16 protein-coding genes are annotated in these 17,056 nt (G+C 71.8%); 3 read left to right on the top strand and 13 right to left on the bottom strand.

Annotated elements, in window-relative coordinates:
- The first annotated feature begins 678 nt into the window (after positions 1-678).
- On the top strand, positions 679-1,134 hold the full coding sequence (locus ACIBJB_RS43850; RefSeq protein ID WP_398939765.1) for a pyridoxamine 5'-phosphate oxidase family protein: 456 nt from the start codon (positions 679-681) through the stop codon (positions 1,132-1,134).
- Positions 1,135-1,138: 4 nt separating this feature from the next.
- Here the strand turns inward: ACIBJB_RS43850 and ACIBJB_RS43845 are convergent, their stop codons facing one another.
- The gene (locus tag ACIBJB_RS43845; protein ID WP_398939763.1) at positions 1,139-2,044 is read right to left on the bottom strand and encodes an aldo/keto reductase; all 906 of its coding nucleotides are present in this window, start codon (positions 2,042-2,044) and stop codon (positions 1,139-1,141) included.
- Between the two features lie 51 nt (positions 2,045-2,095).
- Positions 2,096-3,883, bottom strand: coding sequence for a bifunctional sugar phosphate isomerase/epimerase/4-hydroxyphenylpyruvate dioxygenase family protein (locus ACIBJB_RS43840; RefSeq protein ID WP_398939762.1), 1,788 nt, complete (start codon positions 3,881-3,883; stop codon positions 2,096-2,098).
- 188 nt (positions 3,884-4,071) lie between these two features.
- Between ACIBJB_RS43840 and ACIBJB_RS43835 the strand changes: the two genes are divergently transcribed.
- Complete coding sequence (locus tag ACIBJB_RS43835; protein ID WP_398939761.1) at positions 4,072-4,866, top strand: IclR family transcriptional regulator; 795 nt, start codon at positions 4,072-4,074, stop codon at positions 4,864-4,866.
- Positions 4,867-4,928: 62 nt separating this feature from the next.
- On the opposite strand, the gene ACIBJB_RS43830 is transcribed toward ACIBJB_RS43835, so the two are convergent.
- The 5 genes from ACIBJB_RS43830 to ACIBJB_RS43810 all read right to left on the bottom strand — a co-directional run bounded on the left by ACIBJB_RS43830 (position 4,929) and on the right by ACIBJB_RS43810 (position 9,604).
- Positions 4,929-5,351 carry a PPOX class F420-dependent oxidoreductase gene (locus ACIBJB_RS43830; protein WP_398939760.1) on the bottom strand — a complete coding sequence of 141 codons (423 nt, stop codon included), beginning with the start codon at positions 5,349-5,351 and terminating at the stop codon, positions 4,929-4,931.
- A gap of 26 nt (positions 5,352-5,377) precedes the next feature.
- Entirely contained in the window at positions 5,378-6,262 is an 885-nt protein-coding gene (locus ACIBJB_RS43825) for an NAD(P)-dependent oxidoreductase (protein ID WP_398939759.1), read from the bottom strand.
- Between the two features lie 375 nt (positions 6,263-6,637).
- Positions 6,638-7,960, bottom strand: a complete 1,323-nt coding sequence (locus ACIBJB_RS43820; RefSeq protein WP_398939758.1) for an aldehyde dehydrogenase family protein — start codon at positions 7,958-7,960, stop codon at positions 6,638-6,640.
- Between the two features lie 97 nt (positions 7,961-8,057).
- Entirely contained in the window at positions 8,058-9,248 is a 1,191-nt protein-coding gene (locus ACIBJB_RS43815) for an RNA polymerase sigma factor (protein ID WP_398939757.1), read from the bottom strand.
- Positions 9,248-9,604 (bottom strand): YciI family protein, encoded by a 357-nt coding sequence (locus ACIBJB_RS43810; protein ID WP_398939755.1) that lies wholly within the window; start codon positions 9,602-9,604, stop codon positions 9,248-9,250. Before ACIBJB_RS43810 ends, ACIBJB_RS43815 begins: the two co-directional genes overlap by 1 nt.
- A gap of 94 nt (positions 9,605-9,698) precedes the next feature.
- Here ACIBJB_RS43810 and ACIBJB_RS43805 point away from each other — a divergent pair, with 94 nt between their 5' ends.
- Positions 9,699-10,748: an acyl-CoA dehydrogenase family protein gene (locus ACIBJB_RS43805; protein ID WP_398939754.1), complete on the top strand. Its 1,050-nt coding sequence runs from the start codon at positions 9,699-9,701 to the stop codon at positions 10,746-10,748.
- On the opposite strand, the gene ACIBJB_RS43800 is transcribed toward ACIBJB_RS43805, so the two are convergent.
- From ACIBJB_RS43800 to sfnG, 6 genes are all read right to left on the bottom strand, one after another.
- The gene (locus ACIBJB_RS43800) at positions 10,745-11,560 is read right to left on the bottom strand and encodes an alpha/beta fold hydrolase (RefSeq protein WP_398939753.1); all 816 of its coding nucleotides are present in this window, start codon (positions 11,558-11,560) and stop codon (positions 10,745-10,747) included. The genes ACIBJB_RS43805 and ACIBJB_RS43800 overlap by 4 nt on opposite strands.
- Before the next feature lie 57 nt (positions 11,561-11,617).
- Positions 11,618-12,763 (bottom strand): LLM class flavin-dependent oxidoreductase, encoded by a 1,146-nt coding sequence (locus ACIBJB_RS43795; protein ID WP_398939752.1) that lies wholly within the window; start codon positions 12,761-12,763, stop codon positions 11,618-11,620.
- Positions 12,764-12,794: 31 nt separating this feature from the next.
- Positions 12,795-13,979 carry an SfnB family sulfur acquisition oxidoreductase gene (locus tag ACIBJB_RS43790; RefSeq protein WP_398939751.1) on the bottom strand — a complete coding sequence of 395 codons (1,185 nt, stop codon included), beginning with the start codon at positions 13,977-13,979 and terminating at the stop codon, positions 12,795-12,797.
- A gap of 5 nt (positions 13,980-13,984) precedes the next feature.
- Positions 13,985-14,539, bottom strand: coding sequence for an NADPH-dependent FMN reductase (gene ssuE, locus ACIBJB_RS43785; RefSeq protein WP_398939750.1), 555 nt, complete (start codon positions 14,537-14,539; stop codon positions 13,985-13,987).
- A 66-nt stretch (positions 14,540-14,605) separates the two neighbouring features.
- Positions 14,606-15,823 carry an acyl-CoA dehydrogenase family protein gene (locus ACIBJB_RS43780; RefSeq protein ID WP_398939748.1) on the bottom strand — a complete coding sequence of 406 codons (1,218 nt, stop codon included), beginning with the start codon at positions 15,821-15,823 and terminating at the stop codon, positions 14,606-14,608.
- 13 nt (positions 15,824-15,836) lie between these two features.
- Complete coding sequence (gene sfnG, locus ACIBJB_RS43775) at positions 15,837-16,946, bottom strand: dimethylsulfone monooxygenase SfnG (RefSeq protein ID WP_398939747.1); 1,110 nt, start codon at positions 16,944-16,946, stop codon at positions 15,837-15,839.
- Positions 16,947-17,056: the final 110 nt, after the last annotated feature.

Genomic DNA, 17,056 nt, shown 5'->3' with positions numbered 1-17,056 from the left:
CCCCCCCCCCCCCCCCCCCCCCCCCCCCCCCCCCCCCCCCCCCCCGGCCCCGACCCACCCACCGAACCCCACGCGCTACACAAGCCCCCACCGGAGCCGAAACGGGCCGCCGCAGGCACAAAAGGGGCGCGGGGAACTGCGCAAAACGCCCGCCCCCACCCACCCCGCCCAGCCCGCCGCAGGCACCCCCGCCCAACCGCCGGAGGCCCCCGTCTGAAGGGCGAGACGGTGCTGACCACGAAGTGATCAGCGGTGCCCGGTCGGCTGAGGCGGGCGGGGCCCGGTGCGCGCAGCCGCACGGCGGACAGGCCCATGCCGGTCCGCGTGCCCCGTCAACTCCGGGCGGGACCGGCACGCCCCAGCCGCAGAGCGCAGAAGCCCGCGACGGCAGCCCACCCCATCAGCCCAGGCAGAACCGGCACGCACAGCCATACGGCCGCGGGAGCGCATGCCCAGGTCAGCTCAGGCGGAATATGAACGCCCAGCCGTACAGCAGAGAAGCCCGTGACCGCGGGCGCCGCGCGGCGGGGACGCCGGCCGATGGGTTCCCGCTTGAGTGAGCCCGAGTGTGGGGACGGTGACGCTGCCGGACGCCCAGCGGGAGGGCACCGCCTCGGTCCGCGGTCGTAGGGCCCCGGACCGAGGCGTCGGGGCGAGGCGGCCGGTAGCGTCCCGGCCATGACGATCACCGAGAGCCGGACCCTCGAACAGCGCAAGCGCGACGTACTGACCCGGCTGGAGCGCGAGACGGACATCTGGGTGGCCTCGGCGGACGCTGACGGCCTGCCGTGTCTGGTCGCGCTGTGGTTCGCCTGGGACGGCGAGTCGGTCTGGCTGTCCACGCGGATCACCAATCCCACGGGCCGCAATCTGCGCGACGGCGGGCGCACCCGGCTGGCGTTCGGGGACACCCAGGACGTCGTGCTCATCGACGGAGATGTCCTCACCTACGGCGGGGAGGACGTGCCGCCCGCGGCGATCGACGTCTTCATGGCGAAGACGGGCTGGGACCCGCGCCGTGACAGTGCCTCCTACGCCTTCTTCCAGGTGCGCCCGCGCACGGTGCAGGCCCTTCACGGGCAGCACGAGATGCGCGGGCGGCACGTCATGCAGGACGGCGTGTGGGCCGTCTGATCCCTCAACCGTCTTTCTGATGCAGTGAGTTCAGGACGTCCAGCTCCTCGTCGGTGAGCCTCAGCGCACCTGCCGCGATGTTCTCGGCGAGATGGTGGGGGTTGCCGGTGCCGGGGATGGCCAGGACGTGCGGGCCCTGGGCGAGGGTCCAGGCGAGCCGGACCTGGGCGGGGGTCACGTCGTGCGCCCGTGCGACGGCGAGCACCGCCTCGTCGTGGGCGGTGGTGGCGCCCTCGGCTCCGGCGTTCCCGGCGATCGCGAAGAACGGCACGAAGGCGATGCCCTGTTCGCCGCAGATCCGCACCAGGTCGTCGGTGACCCGGTTGCGGGAGTCGAGCCCGAAACGGTTCTGCACGGACACCACCGGCGCGATGGCCTGTGCCTCGGCGACGTGCCGGGGCTCGACGTCGGAGATGCCGAGGTGCCGGATCAGGCCCTTGTCGCGCAGTTCGGCGAGGGCCCCGAAGTGCTCGGCGACCGAGTCCTGGCCCATCCGGCGGAGGTACACCAGGTCGAGGTGGTCGCGGCCGAGCTGGCGGAGGTTCTCCTCGACGTGACCGCGCAGGTCTTCCGGCCGGGCCGAGGTGCCCCACTCGCCCGTGTAGTCCCGGAAGGGCCCGACCTTCGCGGCGATGACGAGATCGTCGGGGTACGGGGACAGCGCGCTGTTGATGATCTCGTTGGCGGAGCGCAGCGAGGAGAAGTAAAAGGCGGCCGTGTCGATGTGGTTCACGCCGAGCTCGATCGCCCTGCGCAGCACGGCGATCGACCGCTGCCGGTCGCTGGGGGTGCCGAAGTGGAAAGCCGCGCTGCCCGTCAGCCGCATCGCGCCGAAGCCGATGCGGTTGACGGTGAGATCGCCGAGTGTCCAGGTGCCTGCCGCGTCCGCAGTGATCGTTTCAGAGGTCATCGGCGGATGATGACACACCTGCGGCCCACACCCTCGGCGGTTTCCGAACTCCTACCTTCGCTGTGCGGCCAGCCGGATGGGCGCGTTCGCCGCGCCGAACCCCGCATAACCCCCGGTCCGCTGCACGAACTCGAAGAAGACGTGGCCGACCGTCTCGGTGTAGCAGTGCCGGAACTCGCCGCCCCGCTCGTCACGGTCGTAGAGGATGCCCAGCTCGCGGTACGTCTCCAACTCCCCCTCGGTGAAATCGAACCGCGCCTCGAGGTCGTCGTAGTAGTTCGCCGGGACGCGCAGCAGCTCTGCCCCGGCCGCTCGGAAGCGGCGCACCGCGGCGACGATGTCACCGACGGCGAACGCCACGTGCCGGGCCCGGATTTCGCCGCCTTCCTCCGGAGCGGGCGCGAGGTTGAGGACCAGCCGGGGTCCGTCGGACGAGGCGGACAGGGCTCGGCTGCGGAACAGGCCGTAGGGGTCGGCGAGTTCGACGGTCTCGTGCGGGCTGAGGCCGAGCACCGTGCGGTGGAAGAGCACCGATGCGTCGAAGTCGTGCCACGGCTGGGTCAGCGCGAGGTGGTCGATGACGATGGCGTCCCCGGGTCCGCTCTCCGCCGTGTACGTGAAGTCGTCGGTCCAGCTCGGGAGTTCGGGGCGGCCGGTCGCACAGAAGAGGACTTCGGTGCCGTCGGGCGCCGCGATCGACTCCAGCGGAACGTCCCTGGCGGCACGGCGCTTGGGCAGGGCGGGCGCGAGCAGGGCCTCCGCGCGGCGGGCGGAGGCTGCCGGATCCGCCGTCTCCAGGCCTACGGCGGCCAGGGTGGTGTCGGTACGGCGGCCGGCGGCACCCGTGTTGACCAGGACGCGGGCCTCGCCCTGCGCCCAGAGGTCCACCGGCTTGCCGTGATGGCGGGCGGTGCGGGTGAAGCCGAGGGCGGTGAGGAGTTCACCGACGGGTTCCGGGTCGCTGGTGGCGAGTTCCGCGAAAGCGACGCCGGAGGGGATCACCGGAGCCGGGAGTGGGGAGACGCCGGCGTTCTCCTCGAGGGCGAGCAGGGAGCGCAGCCCGTCCAGCGCGGTGCGGCCCGCGTCCGCCTGGCGGAAGACGTCGTTGAAGACCTCCAGGGACAGGGGGCCGTCGTATCCGGTGTTCAGGACAAGGCGGAGGAATCCGGCCACGTCGAAGCCGCCCTGGCCGGGGAAGCAGCGGTAGTGGCGGCTCCACTGGAGGACGTCCATGGCCATCAGCGGGGCGTCGGCGAGCTGGAGGAAGAAGATCTTGTCGCCGGGGATGTCCGCGATGCCTTTGAGGTCCTCGGGTCCGGAAGCCCGGGACAGGATGTGAAAGCTGTCCAGGCAGGTGCCGAGCGCAGGATGGTCCGCGGCTTCGACGATCCGCCAGGCGTGGCCGTACGTGCTGACGTACCGCCCCCAGGCGAGTGCCTCGTAGGCTACCCGGATGCCGAACTCCTGGGCCAGGTCGGCGAGTCGGCCCAGCTGCTCGGCCGCGAGGGCGTCGTCGTCCACGGCCTGTGGGGCGATGCTGGAACAGACGAGGACGGTGTCGGCGCCGAGCCTGCGCATCAGCTCGAACTTGTGCCGGGCGCGCCTGAGGTTGCGGGCGAAGATCTCTTCCGGGACCGCCTCGATGTCCCGCATCGGCTGGTAGAGGTCGATGCCCAGGCCGAGGTCGGCTGTGCGGGCGGCGATCTCCTCGGGGGCGAGCGGGCTCGCCAGGAGGTCGTTCTCGAAGATCTCGACGCCGTCGAAGCCGGCCCGTGAGGCGGCTGTCAGCTTCTCGGTGAGGGTGCCGCTGAGGCAGACGGTGGCGATGGACTTACGCATACTCGCTCCCGAGGCCATCACTGGGACTCCCAGATGACCACTAGATGGTCCTATTGTTCCGCTGTGCGGTCAGGGTAGGGGGCGTGGGCTCCTCGAACAAGGGCCCAGGTTTCCCTGGTCCGCACAGCGGACTACCGTCGGGAGCAACATCGGCCGCGGGCCGCAGGGAACGTACGGGGAGGCAGCGGGTGAGTGAGGGACAGGCGCGGGCGGGGGGCGACTCCGACCAGCAGGCGGGCGGGGTGCGCAGTGTGCGGCGGGCCTTCGACATCCTCACCCTGCTCACCGAGGACCGGCCCGTCATCACCCTGCGGGAGATCTCCGAGTCGACGGGGCTCGCCAAGACGACCGCGCTGCGTCTGGTGCAGACCCTGGAGGAGACCGGCCTGCTGGGCTCGCACCCGTCCGGCTACACCGCGGGGCCCGCGCTGTGGCGCTGGGCCTATCTCGCGCGCAGCCAGTGGGAGGTGCCGCAGGAGACCCGGAAGGTCATGCGCGATCTGGCGGACCGGCTCGGCGAGACCGTCAATCTCTTCGTCGCCCGGGGCGTCCACCGCATCTGCGTCGCCCACGAGGAGAGTCCGCACCCGCTGCGCCATGTCGTCGACGTCGGCGACGAACAGCCGCTGTGGGCCGGCGCCTCCTCGAAGATCCTGCTGCGGGACGCCTCCGAGGTGTTCCTGCGCCGGGTCGCCGCCGCCTCACCGCAGGGCGAGGCCCATGTCGAGCGGCTGCGGGCCTGGGTCACGGAGGCGGCCGAGCGCGGCTACGCCGTCAGCAGCAGCGAGTGGGACGAAGGGCTGACCGCGGTGGCGGTGCCCGTGACCGGCCGCACCGGCAAGGTCGTCGCCTCTCTCTCCCTGAGCGGCCCCAGCCACCGCTTCCCCTACGAGGCCGTCGAGCGCTTCGCCACGGAGCTCGCCGAGGGCGCTCGCCTCATCTCCGGCCAGGGCTTCAGCCACCCGCTGAGCAGCGCCGTCTGAGACCCGGCCGCCTACCGGCGGGCGAGGGTGCCGCCGCGCCCTCGCCGCGGTCGGTCCCCTCCTCAACCGGAGGCCTGGTCGCTGTCCTTCATCTCGCCCCAGCCGTGCCAGCGCTCGACCTCGATCCAGGCGCTGAAGCGGGCCCGGACCCGGTTCGGGTAGGCACGGCCGCCGTAGTGGGTGGAGAGGCGGTCGATGTCGACGAGGCCCTCGTCCTGGTATGTCTCGACCACGCGGCCGATGAGCGTGACGTGCGTGTACCAGTTGTCGCCGTCCAGGACGGTGAGCGTGACGCGCGGGTCGCGGCGCAGGTGCTTGAGCCGGACCCGTCCCTCGTCCAGGTTGATCAGGACACGGCCGTCCTCCCAGAGGTACCAGGTGGGGGTCGACACCGGCGTTCCGTCGGAGCGCAGGGTCGCCATCACACAGGGGTTGGGGCGGCGCAGCAGTTCGACGGCCGCGGGCGGCAGCGGGGGCTTGGACACGAAGGGTTCCTCCTCGAAGCCTCGGTTCAGGCGTTCTCGTCGAAGCTCGCATAGTAGGCGGCGGCCATGTCCTCGTCACCGTGACCCTGGGCGGCGGCGCGTTCGAAGCGTTCGGCGCTCGCGGCGGCCACGTCCAGGCGGACTCCGCCCCGCTCACCGGCCTCGACGATCAGCCGGGCGTCCTTGGCGGCGGTGGAGACCGCGAACTGGGCCGGTGACAACTGGTCGTTGAGGATCAGCCCGGACTTGGCCCGCAGATAGCCCATGTCCAGGGGACCGCCGTCGATGGCGTCGAAGAAGCCCTGCGGGTCCACGCCGAGGGCCTTCGCGAGGGCGAGGGCCTCTCCGGCCGCGTTGGTCACCGCGAGCACCCAGCTGTTGGCGACCAGCTTCAGCCGGGTCGCGCTGCCCTCGGCGCCGTCCTCGCCGGTCCACACCGTGCGCGCGCCGACCGCGTCGAAGACGGGGGTGACCGCGCCGCGGCCGTCGACCGGGCCGGCCGCGAGGACCAGCAGCTGACCGGCCTCGGCGGGCTGGCGGGTGCCGAGCACCGGCGCGTCGAAGAACACCAGTTGCTGCTCGTCGGCGAAGGCGGCCAGCTCGGCGATCCCTTCGACGCCTGCGGTGGTCGACTGCACCCACGCGATGCCCGGGCGGAGCCCCTCGGCGGCCTGCCGCATGACGTCCAGGGCCGCGGGGCCGTCGTACAGCATGGTCAGGACGGCGTCGGCGCCCCGCACGGCCTCGGCGGGGCTGTCGGCGATCTCGACGCCGTCCGCGGCCAGCGGCTGCGCCTTGGCGGCGCTGCGGTTCCAGGCGCGGACGGTGTGTCCGGCGCGGGCGAGGTTGCGGGCCATCGCGGCGCCCATGATGCCGGTGCCCAGGACGCTCACGGTGAGCTTGTCGGTCATGACGTCAACTCTCTGCGGGGGGTGCGGATGTACGGTCAGGCGTCGAGCTTGCCGGAAGTGGCGCGGGTCGGTCCGTCCAGCCACGCCCGGTGACCGTTGAGCATCGGGATCGGATGCTCCCGGGCGGCGCGGCGGCGGGCTCGCCGATCCGCGTCTCCTGCGTCGGGACGCGTACCCCGCCACCGGGGAGATCCTCCACCGGCCAGGCGTCCAGCACGTCGAACCGCTTCTCGGGCTCACCGATCCGCCTGGCGGTCCGGGCGGTCTCGGCGGCCGACACGTGGAACTCTACGACGTGCGGGGTCGGCAGCGGACCTCTCTACCTCAGAGGGCGTGCCGGGCGTCGCGACGGGCCGACCGTCGCCCGCCGAGGCATCAGCCGAGGGGCTTCTCGAGGATCGCCTTGCGGTGGCTGAAGGTCTCGATGGAGTAGCGGCCGTGGTAGTTGCCCATGCCGCTCTCCCCGACCCCGCCGAACGGCAGGTCGGAGACGGTGAGATGGGCGAGGGGCAGGCCGTAGCCGAGGCCGCCGGAGGAGGTCTCGTCGGCGATGCGGCGCCGGGTCGTGTCGGAGTCGGTGAAGACGTACAGCGCGAGCGGCTTGTCCCGGTCGTTGATGAAGTCGATGGCCTCGTCGAGGCCGGGGACGGTGACGATCGGCAGGATCGGGCCGAAGATCTCCTCCTGCATCACCGGAGATTTGGGGTCCACGTCGGCGAGGACGGTGGGCGCGATGTACTTGCTCGTACGGTCGCTCGCACCGCCGACGACCGTGCGGCCCGAGTCGAGCAGGCCGGTGAGGCGGTCGAAGTGCCGTTCGTTGATGATCCGTCCGTAGTCTCCGGAGTCGGCGGGGTCGCTGCCGTACAGCGTTTCCACGGCGCCGGCCAGCAGCGGCTCCAGGGCGGCCGCCGTCTGCGGGTCGGTCAGCACGTAGTCGGGGGCCACGCAGGTCTGCCCGGCGTTGAGGAACTTGCCGCGGGCGATGCGGTCGGCGACGACGGTGAGGTCGGCGTCGCGGTCGACGAACGCCGGGGACTTGCCGCCCAGTTCGAGGGTGACCGGGGTCAGGTGTTCGGCGGCGGCCCGCAGGACGATACGGCCGACCGCGCCGTTGCCGGTGTAGAAGATGTGGTCGAAGCGCTCGGCCAGCAGGGCGGTGGTCTCCGGGATGCCACCCTCGACGACGGCGACGGCGTCCGTGTCCAGGTGGGCGGGGAGCAGCCGGGCCAGGGCGGCGGAGGTGGCCGGGGCCAGCTCGCTCGGCTTGGCGACCACCGCGTTGCCCGCGGCGAGGGCGCCGACCACCGGGGCGAGCAGCAGCTGGGCCGGGTAGTTCCAGGGGGCGATGACGAGGACGACGCCGAGCGGGTCGTACTGCGTCCGGGCGCTCGCGTCGGCGCCGAGGTGCGCCGGGACCGGGGCGGACTCGGGCCGGAGCCAGTCGGTGAGGCGGTCCAGGGTGTGGTCGATCTCGCGGATCGTGAAGTCGATCTCGGTGCGGAAGGCCTCGGTGGAGCTCTTGCCCAGGTCGGCGTGGAGGGCGGCGGCCAGCTCCGTGCCGTTCTCCGTGAGCATCTCGCGCAGCCGGCGCAGCTGCGTCGTGCGCCACTCGACGGGCTTGGTACGGCCGCTGCGGAAGGTGGCGCGCAGTCGGGCCACGACGTCGGCGGGCTGCTCGGAGACGGGATGGTTCACGGGTGCCTCGCTGGGTTGGGCGGGCCTTGCGGCCTCGGTCTCGACGGTCAGATGTATATTGCAACCTTTTCGCGTCCGAGCAAATTCCGGGCCACTGTCAGGACTTTCCGGGATGCGGTGACAGCGAGCGGCGGCGGTGTTCGAGATAGGTACGTTCCGCCGGATTCTCGGTGAGTTCCTCGGCCTTGGCGTACGCGTCCGCGGCCTCCGCGTCGCGTCCGAGCCGGCGCAACAGGTCGGCCCGGACGGCGTGGAGGACGTGGTAGCCGTCGAGGTCCAGCGCGTCCACCAGATCGAGGGCCTGCGCGGGTCCGTCGGTCTCGGCCACGGCGACCGCCCGGTTCAGGGCCACGACAGGGCTGGGAGCCACGGCCATCAGCTGGTCGTACAGCCGGCGGACCTGCTCCCAGTCGGTGGGCGCGTCGCAGTGCACGGCCTGGATGGCGGCCTGGATCTGGTACGGCCCGGGCTGGTTCCGGCGCAGACACCGCCGTACGAGTGACTGGCCCTCCGCGATGAGCGCGCGGTTCCAGCGGCTGGGGTCCTGCTCCGAGAGCGGCACGAGCTCACCGTTGTCATCGGTGCGGGCGGCCCGGCGGGACTCGACGAGCAGCATCAGCGCGAGGAGCCCGGTGACCTCGGGCTCGTCCGGCATCAGCTCGGCCAGCAGACGGCCCAGGCGTACGGCCTCCGCGCACAGGTCCGCCGTACCGCCGTACCCCTCGTTGAAGATCAGGTAGACGACGGCGAGCACTCCCTTGAGCCGGTCGGGGAGGTCGGCGTCGCGGGGGACGCGGTACGGGATGCGGGCGTCGCGGATCTTGACCTTGGCGCGGACGAGGCGCTGGGCCATGGTCGGCTCGGGGACGAGGAAGGCGCGGGCGATCTGGGCGGTGGTGAGGCCGCCGAGCAGGCGCAGGGTGAGGGCGACCTGTGCCTGGGGCGCGAGGGCGGGGTGGCAGCAGGTGAAGATGAGGCGGAGCCGTTCGTCGCGCACGGGGCCCTCCTCGGGCGGTGCGTCGGGGGCACGCAGCAGCGCGGCCTCGGCGTGGCGGGCCGCTCTCGTGGACTCGCGGCGCAGCCGGTCGATCGCGCGGTGACGTGCGGTGGTGATGATCCAGCCGGCCGGGCTCGGCGGCACACCGGTCTCCGGCCAGCGCCGCACCGCCGTGGTGAAGGCGTCCTGGACCGCTTCCTCGGCGAGGTCGATGTCGCCGAGGAAGCGGACCAGGACCGCGACCGCGCGGCCGTACTCCTCGCGGAAGACGGCCTCGATGTCCAGGGTCATCAGTCCTCGGACTCGTGCTGGAAGGGGCGCACCTCGATGGGCAGGGTGGTGGCCAGGGCCGCCTTGCGCCCCCACTCCAGGGCCGCGTCCAGGTCGGGCGCCTTCACGATGCACAGGCCGCCGAGCTGTTCCTTGCCCTCGGCGTAGGGCCCGTCGGTGATCAGCACGTCACCGTCGCGCGGCCGCAGCACGGTCGAGGCGTCGGGGCTGTGCAGTCCCCCGGCGAAGACCCAGGCCCCGGCCTCGCGCAGCTCCTGGTGGAAGGCGTCGAGCCGCTTGCCGATCTCGGCCAGGACCTCGGGTGCGGGCACCTCGTCCCAGCCGGGCTGCATGACGTTGAGCAGGTAGTACTGCATGTCGTTCTCCTCCTGTGAGTGTGTCTCACCTCCTACACGAACGGCACACCCCCGGATCGACACCGCGCGCGACGGGATCGGGAGAATCCTGTCCATGACCACCGCCGCACCGCATCCGCTCCTCGCCGCCGCCCGCACCCTCGCCGACGGCCTCCTCGCCCCGCACGCGACCCGCGTCGACCAGGAGGGGGTTCCCGTGGGTCACCTCGACGCCATCAGGCGCTCAGGGCTCCTCGGGGTGAGCGCGCCGAGGGAGTACGGCGGTGCGGGCGCCCCCGACGCGGTGGCGCGGGAGGTCCAGGAGATCCTCGCCGGGGCGTGCTGCTCCACGTGGTTCGTGCAGACTCAGCACCATTCGCCGGTGCGGCTGCTCGCGCAGTCCGCCCTGCCGGTGCGGGAGCGGCTGCTCGGGCCGCTGGCGACCGGCGAGTTGCTGGCCGGGATCGCGTTCGCGCACGTCCGCGCCTTTCCGCGGGTGCCGGTGCGGGTGACGGCCGAGCGGGGCGGCTGGCGTTTCGACGGGAGGGTGCCCTGGTACACGGGCTGGGGCCTGAACGACGTGATGCTGCTGGCCGGGGTGAGCGAGGCGGACGAGGTGGTGTTCGCGTTCACCGAGGCGCGCGAGCAGCCGGGACTGCGGGCGTCGGAGCCGATGCGGCTCGCGGCGCTCACCGCGGCCCGGACGGTCTCCCTGGAGCTGGACGGCCTGTGGCTGCCCGACGCCGCGGTGGTGTTGCACACTCCGCAGGAGAAGTTCGCGCTGGTGGACCGGCCCCGCAACACCAACGCCTCCCCCGCCGTCTTCGGAGTGGCGTACGCGGCGCTCCACCTTCTGGAAGAGGCCGGGGAGTCGAAGACCGCGGGTGCCCTGCGCGTCCGTCTCGACGAGGTGCGCGGGCAGGTGTACGAGCTGGCCGAGCATCCCGTCCCTTATGAGCGCGTCCCGGAACGGCTCGCGCTCAAGACACGGTCGTACGACCTGATGCGCGCCGCCACGACCGCGGCCGTCGTGGCCGGGGGCGGCCGGGCCATGGGCCTGGACGGTACGGCCCAACGGCTGTTCCGTGAAGGGATGTTCCTCCTCGTGCAGGGGCAGACGGCCGAGGTGCGGAGGGCGCATCTGGACGCGCTCACGGAGAGCTAGCCGAGGAGGACCGCGATGAGGTGCGCGGGTGCGTCCTCCTGGACGAGGTGACCGGCGCCGGCGATCAGTTCGAGGCGCGCTCCCGGGATGCGGGCCACGAGTTCACGCCCCTTGTCCGCGGGGATCCAGGTGTCGTCCTCGCCCCAGCACACCAGGGTCGGGACCGCGATCTCGCCGTACCGGTCCTGTACTTCGTCGGTGTAGCGCTGGTCGGCCTGGGCGATCTGGCGGTAGAAAGCCGCCTGGCCCGGGTCGCCGAGCCAGGGTTCGACCAGCCGGTCGAGGACGGCGGGGTGCAGGCCGGGGCTGCTGGCGGAACTGACGTACTCGCGGACGAGGGCCCGGTGCAGGGCGGGCGGGAGTTGGTCGAAGACCTCGGAGTGCTCGCCGACGAGCCGGAAGAACGGCGTTCCCCAGGGGGCCAGCGCGACCGGGTCGACCAGGGCGAGCGAACGGTAGCGGGCGCCGTGCAGCAGATGGGCCCGCAGGGACACGGCACCGCCGAAATCGTGGGCCACGACCCGGGGTTGGTCGAGATCCCAGTGCGCCAGGAGCTCGGTGAAGACCCTGCCCTGGGACGCCAGGGAGACATCCTGGCCGGCGAACATCTCCGAGGCCCCGTAGCCGGGCATGTCCCACACGAACACGTGGTGGCGGCGGGCGAGGGCGCGGGCGACGGCACGCCAGACATAGGAGGAGAAGGGCGTGCCGTGGAGGAGGACGACCGGGTCCCGGCCCGGTTCCCCGAGGCTGTCCCAGCGGACCTCACCGGAGCTGCTGCGGAAGGTCCTGGTCAACGGCCAGTCGCTCACGGGCTGTTCCTCTCGACGGTTTCGCAGGTCGAGCCCGTGAGCGTACGTGGTGACGGCCTAGCTCGCGAACGGTACCTGCGCCGAGGGCGCTGCCTGCTTGCCGGACGGGTGCTGCCACAGCCCCTGTGCGGCCAGGCGTGGCAGGACTCCCTCGCCGAACCAGTAGGCCTCCTCCAGATGCGGGTAGCCGGAGAGCACGAACTCGTCGATGCCGAGGGCGTGGTACTCCTTGATCCGCTCCGCGACCTCGTCGTGGCTGCCGACCAGCGCGGTCCCCGCGCCGCCGCGCACCAGGCCGATGCCGGCCCACAGGTTGGGGTGGATCTCCAGGCCGTTGCGGTCGCCCCCGCCGTGCAGGGCGAGCATCCGCTGCTGCCCCTCGGACTCGCTGCGGGCGAGCCCGGCCTGCACCGACCTGACCGTCTCGGGGTCGAAGCCCTCCAGGAGGCGGTTCGCCTCGGCCCAGGCCTGCTCGGAGGTGTCCCGGGTGATGACGTGCAGGCGGATCCCGAAGCGCAGGGTGCGGCCCTCCTTGGCCGCGAGCCCCCGGATCCACGCGATCTTCTCGGCGACCTGCGCGGGCGGCTCGCCCCAGGTGAGGTACACGTCGACGTACTTGGCGGCGACCTCCCCGGCGATGGGCGAGGACCCGCCGAAGTACACCTCGGGCACCGGGTCGGGGACGCGCGCCAGTTTCGCGTCCTCGACGTGGAGGTGCTCTCCGTGCAGGTCGACGGTCTTGCCCTCCCACAACCCCCGTACGACGTCCAGGAATTCGCCGGTACGACGGTAGCGGGCGTCCTTGTCGAGGAAGTCCCCGTAGGCCCGCTGCTCGTGGCTCTCCCCGCCGGTGACCACGTTGAGCAGCAGCCGCCCGCCGGTCTGCCGCTGGAAGGTGGACGCCATCTGCGCGGCGAGGGTGGGTGAGACGAAGCCGGGCCGGAAGGCGACCAGGAACTTCAGGCGCTCGGTGTTCTGGCTGACCATGGCGGTGGTCAGCCACGCGTCCTCGCACCAGGCGCCGGTGGGCGTGAGCGCCCCGACGAAGCCCAGGTCCTCGGCCGCGCGGGCGATCTGGCTCAGGTAGGCGACCGTCGGCGGCCGGTCCCGTCCGGAGACGGTGGCGGGCGTGCCGTGACCACCGCCCACCACATGGCGGCTGTCGCCGTTGGTGGGCAGGAACCAGTGGAAGGTGAGGGACATGGGGGCTCCGATCTGGAAGGTCCGCGGATCGCTAGAGGAGGCCGTGGCGGGGTGGCCGGGTGCCGTTGAGCACGTACCTTCCGATGTGCTGGATCTTCCAGCGGGTCGGGTCGTGCAGGGTGTGGGTGCGAGCGTCGCGCCAATGCCGGTGGAGATTCAGGGAGTTGAGCGCCGATCGGGTACCGGACACCTCGAACAGGGCGCTCGCCACCTCCACCGCGGCCTGCGCCGCCGACACCTTGGCCGCGGCCACGGCGATGGACGCCTCGGCCGCCGAGTCGTCGGTGAGGTCGGCCCGGGCGGCGTCCACGGCACGGGCTGCTTCCCGGAGCAGGGCCTCGGACGCCCTTACCTGGATGGCCAGTTCGCCGAAGCGCTGGATCAGCAGGGGGTCCTCGGCGGCGGTCTCGACACCGCTCTCGAACCACGGACGGCTCTTGGTCCGGACGAACTCCGCGGCCTCCGCGAGCGCTTCTGCGGCGATCCCGGCGTCGATGGCGGCGTGCAGCAACTGGGCGAGGGCGCCGTGGAGTTGGGGGCCCTCGAAGGTGAGGTGGTGGGGCAGGACCCGGTCGGCCGGGACCTCGACGCCTTCGAGGCGGACGGTGCCACTGGCCGTCGTACGCTGGCCGAGTCCGTCCCAGTCGTCGATCACCGTGAGACCGGGAGCGCTGCTGGGGACGTAGGCGACGTGCAGTCTGTCGTCCTGGGCGCGGGCCAGCACCGGGATCCAGTCGGCGAACAGGGCGCCGGTCGAGTAGTGCTTCACACCGTCGAGGACGTACGAGCCGGCCGGTCCCGGGTGCAGGCGGGTGCGGATGTCCTGGACGTGCTTGGTTCCGGCCTCCGACTGCGCGTTGCCGAAGCGGCGGCCGGCGAGCAGCTCGGCGAAGAAGAACTTCCGCTGATCGTCGGTGCCCTGACGGTGGATCACGTTGACGTAGACGAAGTGGCTCTGCGGGATCTGGGAGAGGCTCGCGTCGGCGGAGGCGAGCAGCCGGAAGATCTCGGCGAGGGTCGGCGCGCTGACGTCCGCTCCGCCGTGCTCGGCGGGGACGGTGACGGCGAGCAGCCCGGAGGCGGAGAGCCGGTCCAACTCCTCGCGCGGCAGCCGGCGTTCGGCGTCCCTGGCACAGGCGCCCGCGCGGAACTCCGCGGCGAGCGACGCGGCGACCTCGAGGGCCTCCGCGTCGTCGGCGATCACATGGGCGGTCATGTCCTTCAGCCCGCCGCCGCGAGCACCGGCCGCCGTCCCAGCGCGGTCGAGAACTGGTCGACGACCTGGGTGAGCGCCTCGGTCGCGGCGGGCGCGACGGTCAGCGAGCCGTCATCCTGCACGGTGATGTCCTTGTCGAGGGTGAACCAGCCCTGCACGATGTGGGCGGCGCCCATGGAGCTGAGGACCGGGCGGAGCGCGTAGTCGATGGCCAGGACGTGGGCGGTGGAGCCGCCGGTGGCCAGAGGCAGCACGGTCTTGCCGAGCAGGGCGTACTGCGGGAGCAGGTCGAGCAGGGCCTTGAGGACACCGGAGTACGACGCCTTGTAGACGGGAGTCCCTACGACGATCCCGTCGGCGCGCTCGAAGAGCTCGGTCACCTCGACGATCGCCGGGTGCTTGAAGTCGGCGCCGAGCAGGGCCTCGGCGGGGACGGTGCGGACGTCGAGCGGGATCACCTCGTGGCCCTGCGCGGTCAGGCGCCGGTCGAGGTGGCGCAGCAGCCGGTTGGTGCGGGAGGAGGCGGAGGGACTGCCGGAGACGGACAGGACGGTGGCCATGCGGTCCTCTTTCGGGGAGGGCAGGCGGGGCGCCCCCTGTTCAGGAGGGGGCGCCCCGGGAAGCGGTCAGGAGTACCAGGTGGGTTCGGGCAGCTCGCCCTCGAGGACCCAGCGGCCGACCTCGCGCCGCTTGTACGCGACCGGGTCGTGGAGAGTGTGGGTGCGGACGTTGCGCCAGAACCGGTCGAGGCCTTCGGCGGTGGCCGTGGAGCGGGCGCCCGTCACCTCGAAGATCCGGTTCGAGATCTCCAGGGCCACGTCGGTGGCGCGGGCCTTGACCGCGGCCACCCGGACCTCGAAGTCGCCTCGCGTCTGCTCGGTGACCGCGTCGGGGTCGTCGTGGAGCTTCTGTCCCTCGGCGGCGACTGCGTCGGCGAGGGCCTCGGCCGCCCAGAGCTTGGCGGTGAGGTCGCCGTAGACGTCGATGACGTACGGCTCGTCGACCGCGCGCTCGTAGCCGCCGTGCAGCCAGGAGCGGGACTTCTCGCGGGTGTAGGTGGCGGCCGTCTCCAGCGCGCCGCCCGCGATGCCCAGGTAGAAGTTGACGAAGACCAGCTGGATGGTGGGGACGTTGAGGGTGTTGTAGACGCGCGGCTGGAACACCTTGTCGACATATCCAGCCGCGCTCGACCACGGGGTGCGCACGCCGTCGAGGGTGACGCCGCCGCTCTCGGTGAGGCGCTGACCGATGTTGTCCCAGTCGTCGTGGAAGGTCAAGCCTTCGGAGTCGGAGGGCACGATCGCGAAGACGTGCTGGTCGGTGCCCTCCAGGACGCCTTCGAGGACCGTGACGTCGGAGACCTTGCTGCCGGTGGAGAAGGACTTGCGGCCGGTGTAGACGAGGTCGTCGCCGTCCTCGGTCACCACGACGTCCTTGTCGCGCGGATTGACCGCGCCGCCGAAGAACCAGCGGTTGCGGGACGCCTCGGCCTCCACGTGCTCCCACTGCTCGCGGGTGCCGACCAGGCGGGCGGCCCAGAACCAGAGGTAGTGGTAGCCGAGCAGCTGGCCGATGGAGCCGTCGGCCTTGGCGACCTCGCGGACCACCCGGTAGGCGGTGGGCCAGTCCTGGCCCCCGCCGCCGTGCTCGGTGGGGCCGAGCAGGGTGACGAGGCCGGCGTCCTTGAGGAGCTGTACCTCGGCGTAGGGGGTGGCGCCGGCCCGGTCGCGTTCGGCGGCGTCGGTGGCGAGGACGGCGGCGACCTCGGCGGCGCGGGCGATCCAGTCCTGGGCGGTCGCGGGGGCGGGGCGGGTCTGCCAGTCGGTGTTCGTGGCGGTGCTCATCTCAGTGACCTCCTCAGACCTGTGCGGGAACGGACTCGGGGAGCTGGGCCTCCAGCTCACGCACGAGCGGCAGCACTCGCTTGCCGAAGTACTCGACCTCCTCGTGGTAGTGCAGGAAACCGAGGAGCAGGAGGTCCACCCCGAGCTTCTTGTAGGCGACGATCCGCTCGGCGATCTGCTCCGGCGTGCCGATGAGGCCGGTGCGGAAGCCGTCGTTGTACTGGACGAGGTCCTCGAAGGTGGAGTCCTGCCACATGCCCTTCTTGTCGCCGGTGGACTGTCCGGCCTGCTTCACGGCCGCGCCGAATCCCTCGACGGCCTCCGTGTCGGCCTTGGCGACGATCTCCCTCAGCGTGTCGCGGGCCTCGGCCTCGGTGTCCCGGGCGATGAGGAAGCCGTTGAGGCCGAACTTCGGTGCCCTGCGCCCGACTTCGGCGGCGGACTTGCGGACGTCGGTGATCTGCTCGACGACTCCTTCGAAGTCCTTGCCGTTGGAGAAGTACCAGTCGGAGACCCGGCCGGCCATGGCGCGGGCGGCGCTGGAGTTGCCGCCCTGGAAGATCTCCGGGTGCGGCCGTTCCTCGGTGTTGAGGGGCTTGGGTTTGAGGGAGAAGTCCCGCAACCGGTAGAAGTCGCCGCCGAGTTCGGCGTGGTCCTCCGTCCAGATCTTCCGCAGGGCGGTGATGAACTCCTCGGAGCGGCGGTAGCGCTCGTCGTGCTCCAGCCAGGGCTCGCCGAGGGCGGTGAACTCGCCCTTGAACCAGCCGGATACGACGTTCACGGCGAAGCGGCCCTTGGAGAGGTGGTCGGCGGTGGCGCCGAGCTTGGCGAGGACGCCCGGGTGCCACAGGCCGGGGTGGACGGCGGCGATGACCTTCAGGCGCTGGGTGGCGAGCAGCAGGGCGAGGCTGAAGCTGGTCGACTCGTGCTGGTACTCGGCGCCGTAGCCGGCCATGTAGCGGACCTGGCTGAGCGCGTAGTCGAAGCCGTTGTTCTCGGCGAGGACGGCGAGTTCGCGGTTGTAGTCGTAGCCCCAGTCGGTGCGCTGCTCGATCTTGCTGGTGACGAGTCCCCCGCTGACGTTGGGGACCCAGTAGGCGAATTTCACGGGCGCGGCAGGCATGCGTGACTCCTGTTGCGGAATGTTTTCGGGCACGCCGAATTCAAGAGGTGCGCGGGCACAGGGAATTCAGGCGTGGAAACTCTCGAAAGAGCTCTCGAAAGAGGGAGAGG

It is taken from the genome of Streptomyces sp. NPDC050759, from assembly GCF_044456945.1.
Classification (GTDB): domain Bacteria; phylum Actinomycetota; class Actinomycetes; order Streptomycetales; family Streptomycetaceae; genus Streptomyces.
Note: the sequence above shows the minus strand (reverse complement) of the source record. Positions and strands in the feature narration are given on the sequence as shown.

Excerpts from the sequence above, each read along its gene's own strand:
- ACIBJB_RS43850 (WP_398939765.1), top strand. The coding sequence starts at position 679 with ATGACGATCACCGAGAGCCGGACCCTCGAACAGCGCAAGCGCGACGTA.
- ACIBJB_RS43845 (WP_398939763.1), bottom strand. The coding sequence starts at position 2,044 with ATGACCTCTGAAACGATCACTGCGGACGCGGCAGGCACCTGGACACTC.
- ACIBJB_RS43840 (WP_398939762.1), bottom strand. The coding sequence starts at position 3,883 with ATGCGTAAGTCCATCGCCACCGTCTGCCTCAGCGGCACCCTCACCGAG.
- ACIBJB_RS43825 (WP_398939759.1), bottom strand. The coding sequence starts at position 6,262 with ATGACCGACAAGCTCACCGTGAGCGTCCTGGGCACCGGCATCATGGGC.
- ACIBJB_RS43815 (WP_398939757.1), bottom strand. The coding sequence starts at position 9,248 with ATGACCCTGGACATCGAGGCCGTCTTCCGCGAGGAGTACGGCCGCGCG.
- ACIBJB_RS43810 (WP_398939755.1), bottom strand. The coding sequence starts at position 9,604 with ATGCAGTACTACCTGCTCAACGTCATGCAGCCCGGCTGGGACGAGGTG.
- ACIBJB_RS43805 (WP_398939754.1), top strand. The coding sequence starts at position 9,699 with ATGACCACCGCCGCACCGCATCCGCTCCTCGCCGCCGCCCGCACCCTC.
- ACIBJB_RS43795 (WP_398939752.1), bottom strand. The coding sequence starts at position 12,763 with ATGTCCCTCACCTTCCACTGGTTCCTGCCCACCAACGGCGACAGCCGC.
- ACIBJB_RS43790 (WP_398939751.1), bottom strand. The coding sequence starts at position 13,979 with ATGACCGCCCATGTGATCGCCGACGACGCGGAGGCCCTCGAGGTCGCC.
- ssuE (WP_398939750.1), bottom strand. The coding sequence starts at position 14,539 with ATGGCCACCGTCCTGTCCGTCTCCGGCAGTCCCTCCGCCTCCTCCCGC.
- ACIBJB_RS43780 (WP_398939748.1), bottom strand. The coding sequence starts at position 15,823 with ATGAGCACCGCCACGAACACCGACTGGCAGACCCGCCCCGCCCCCGCG.
- sfnG (WP_398939747.1), bottom strand. The coding sequence starts at position 16,946 with ATGCCTGCCGCGCCCGTGAAATTCGCCTACTGGGTCCCCAACGTCAGC.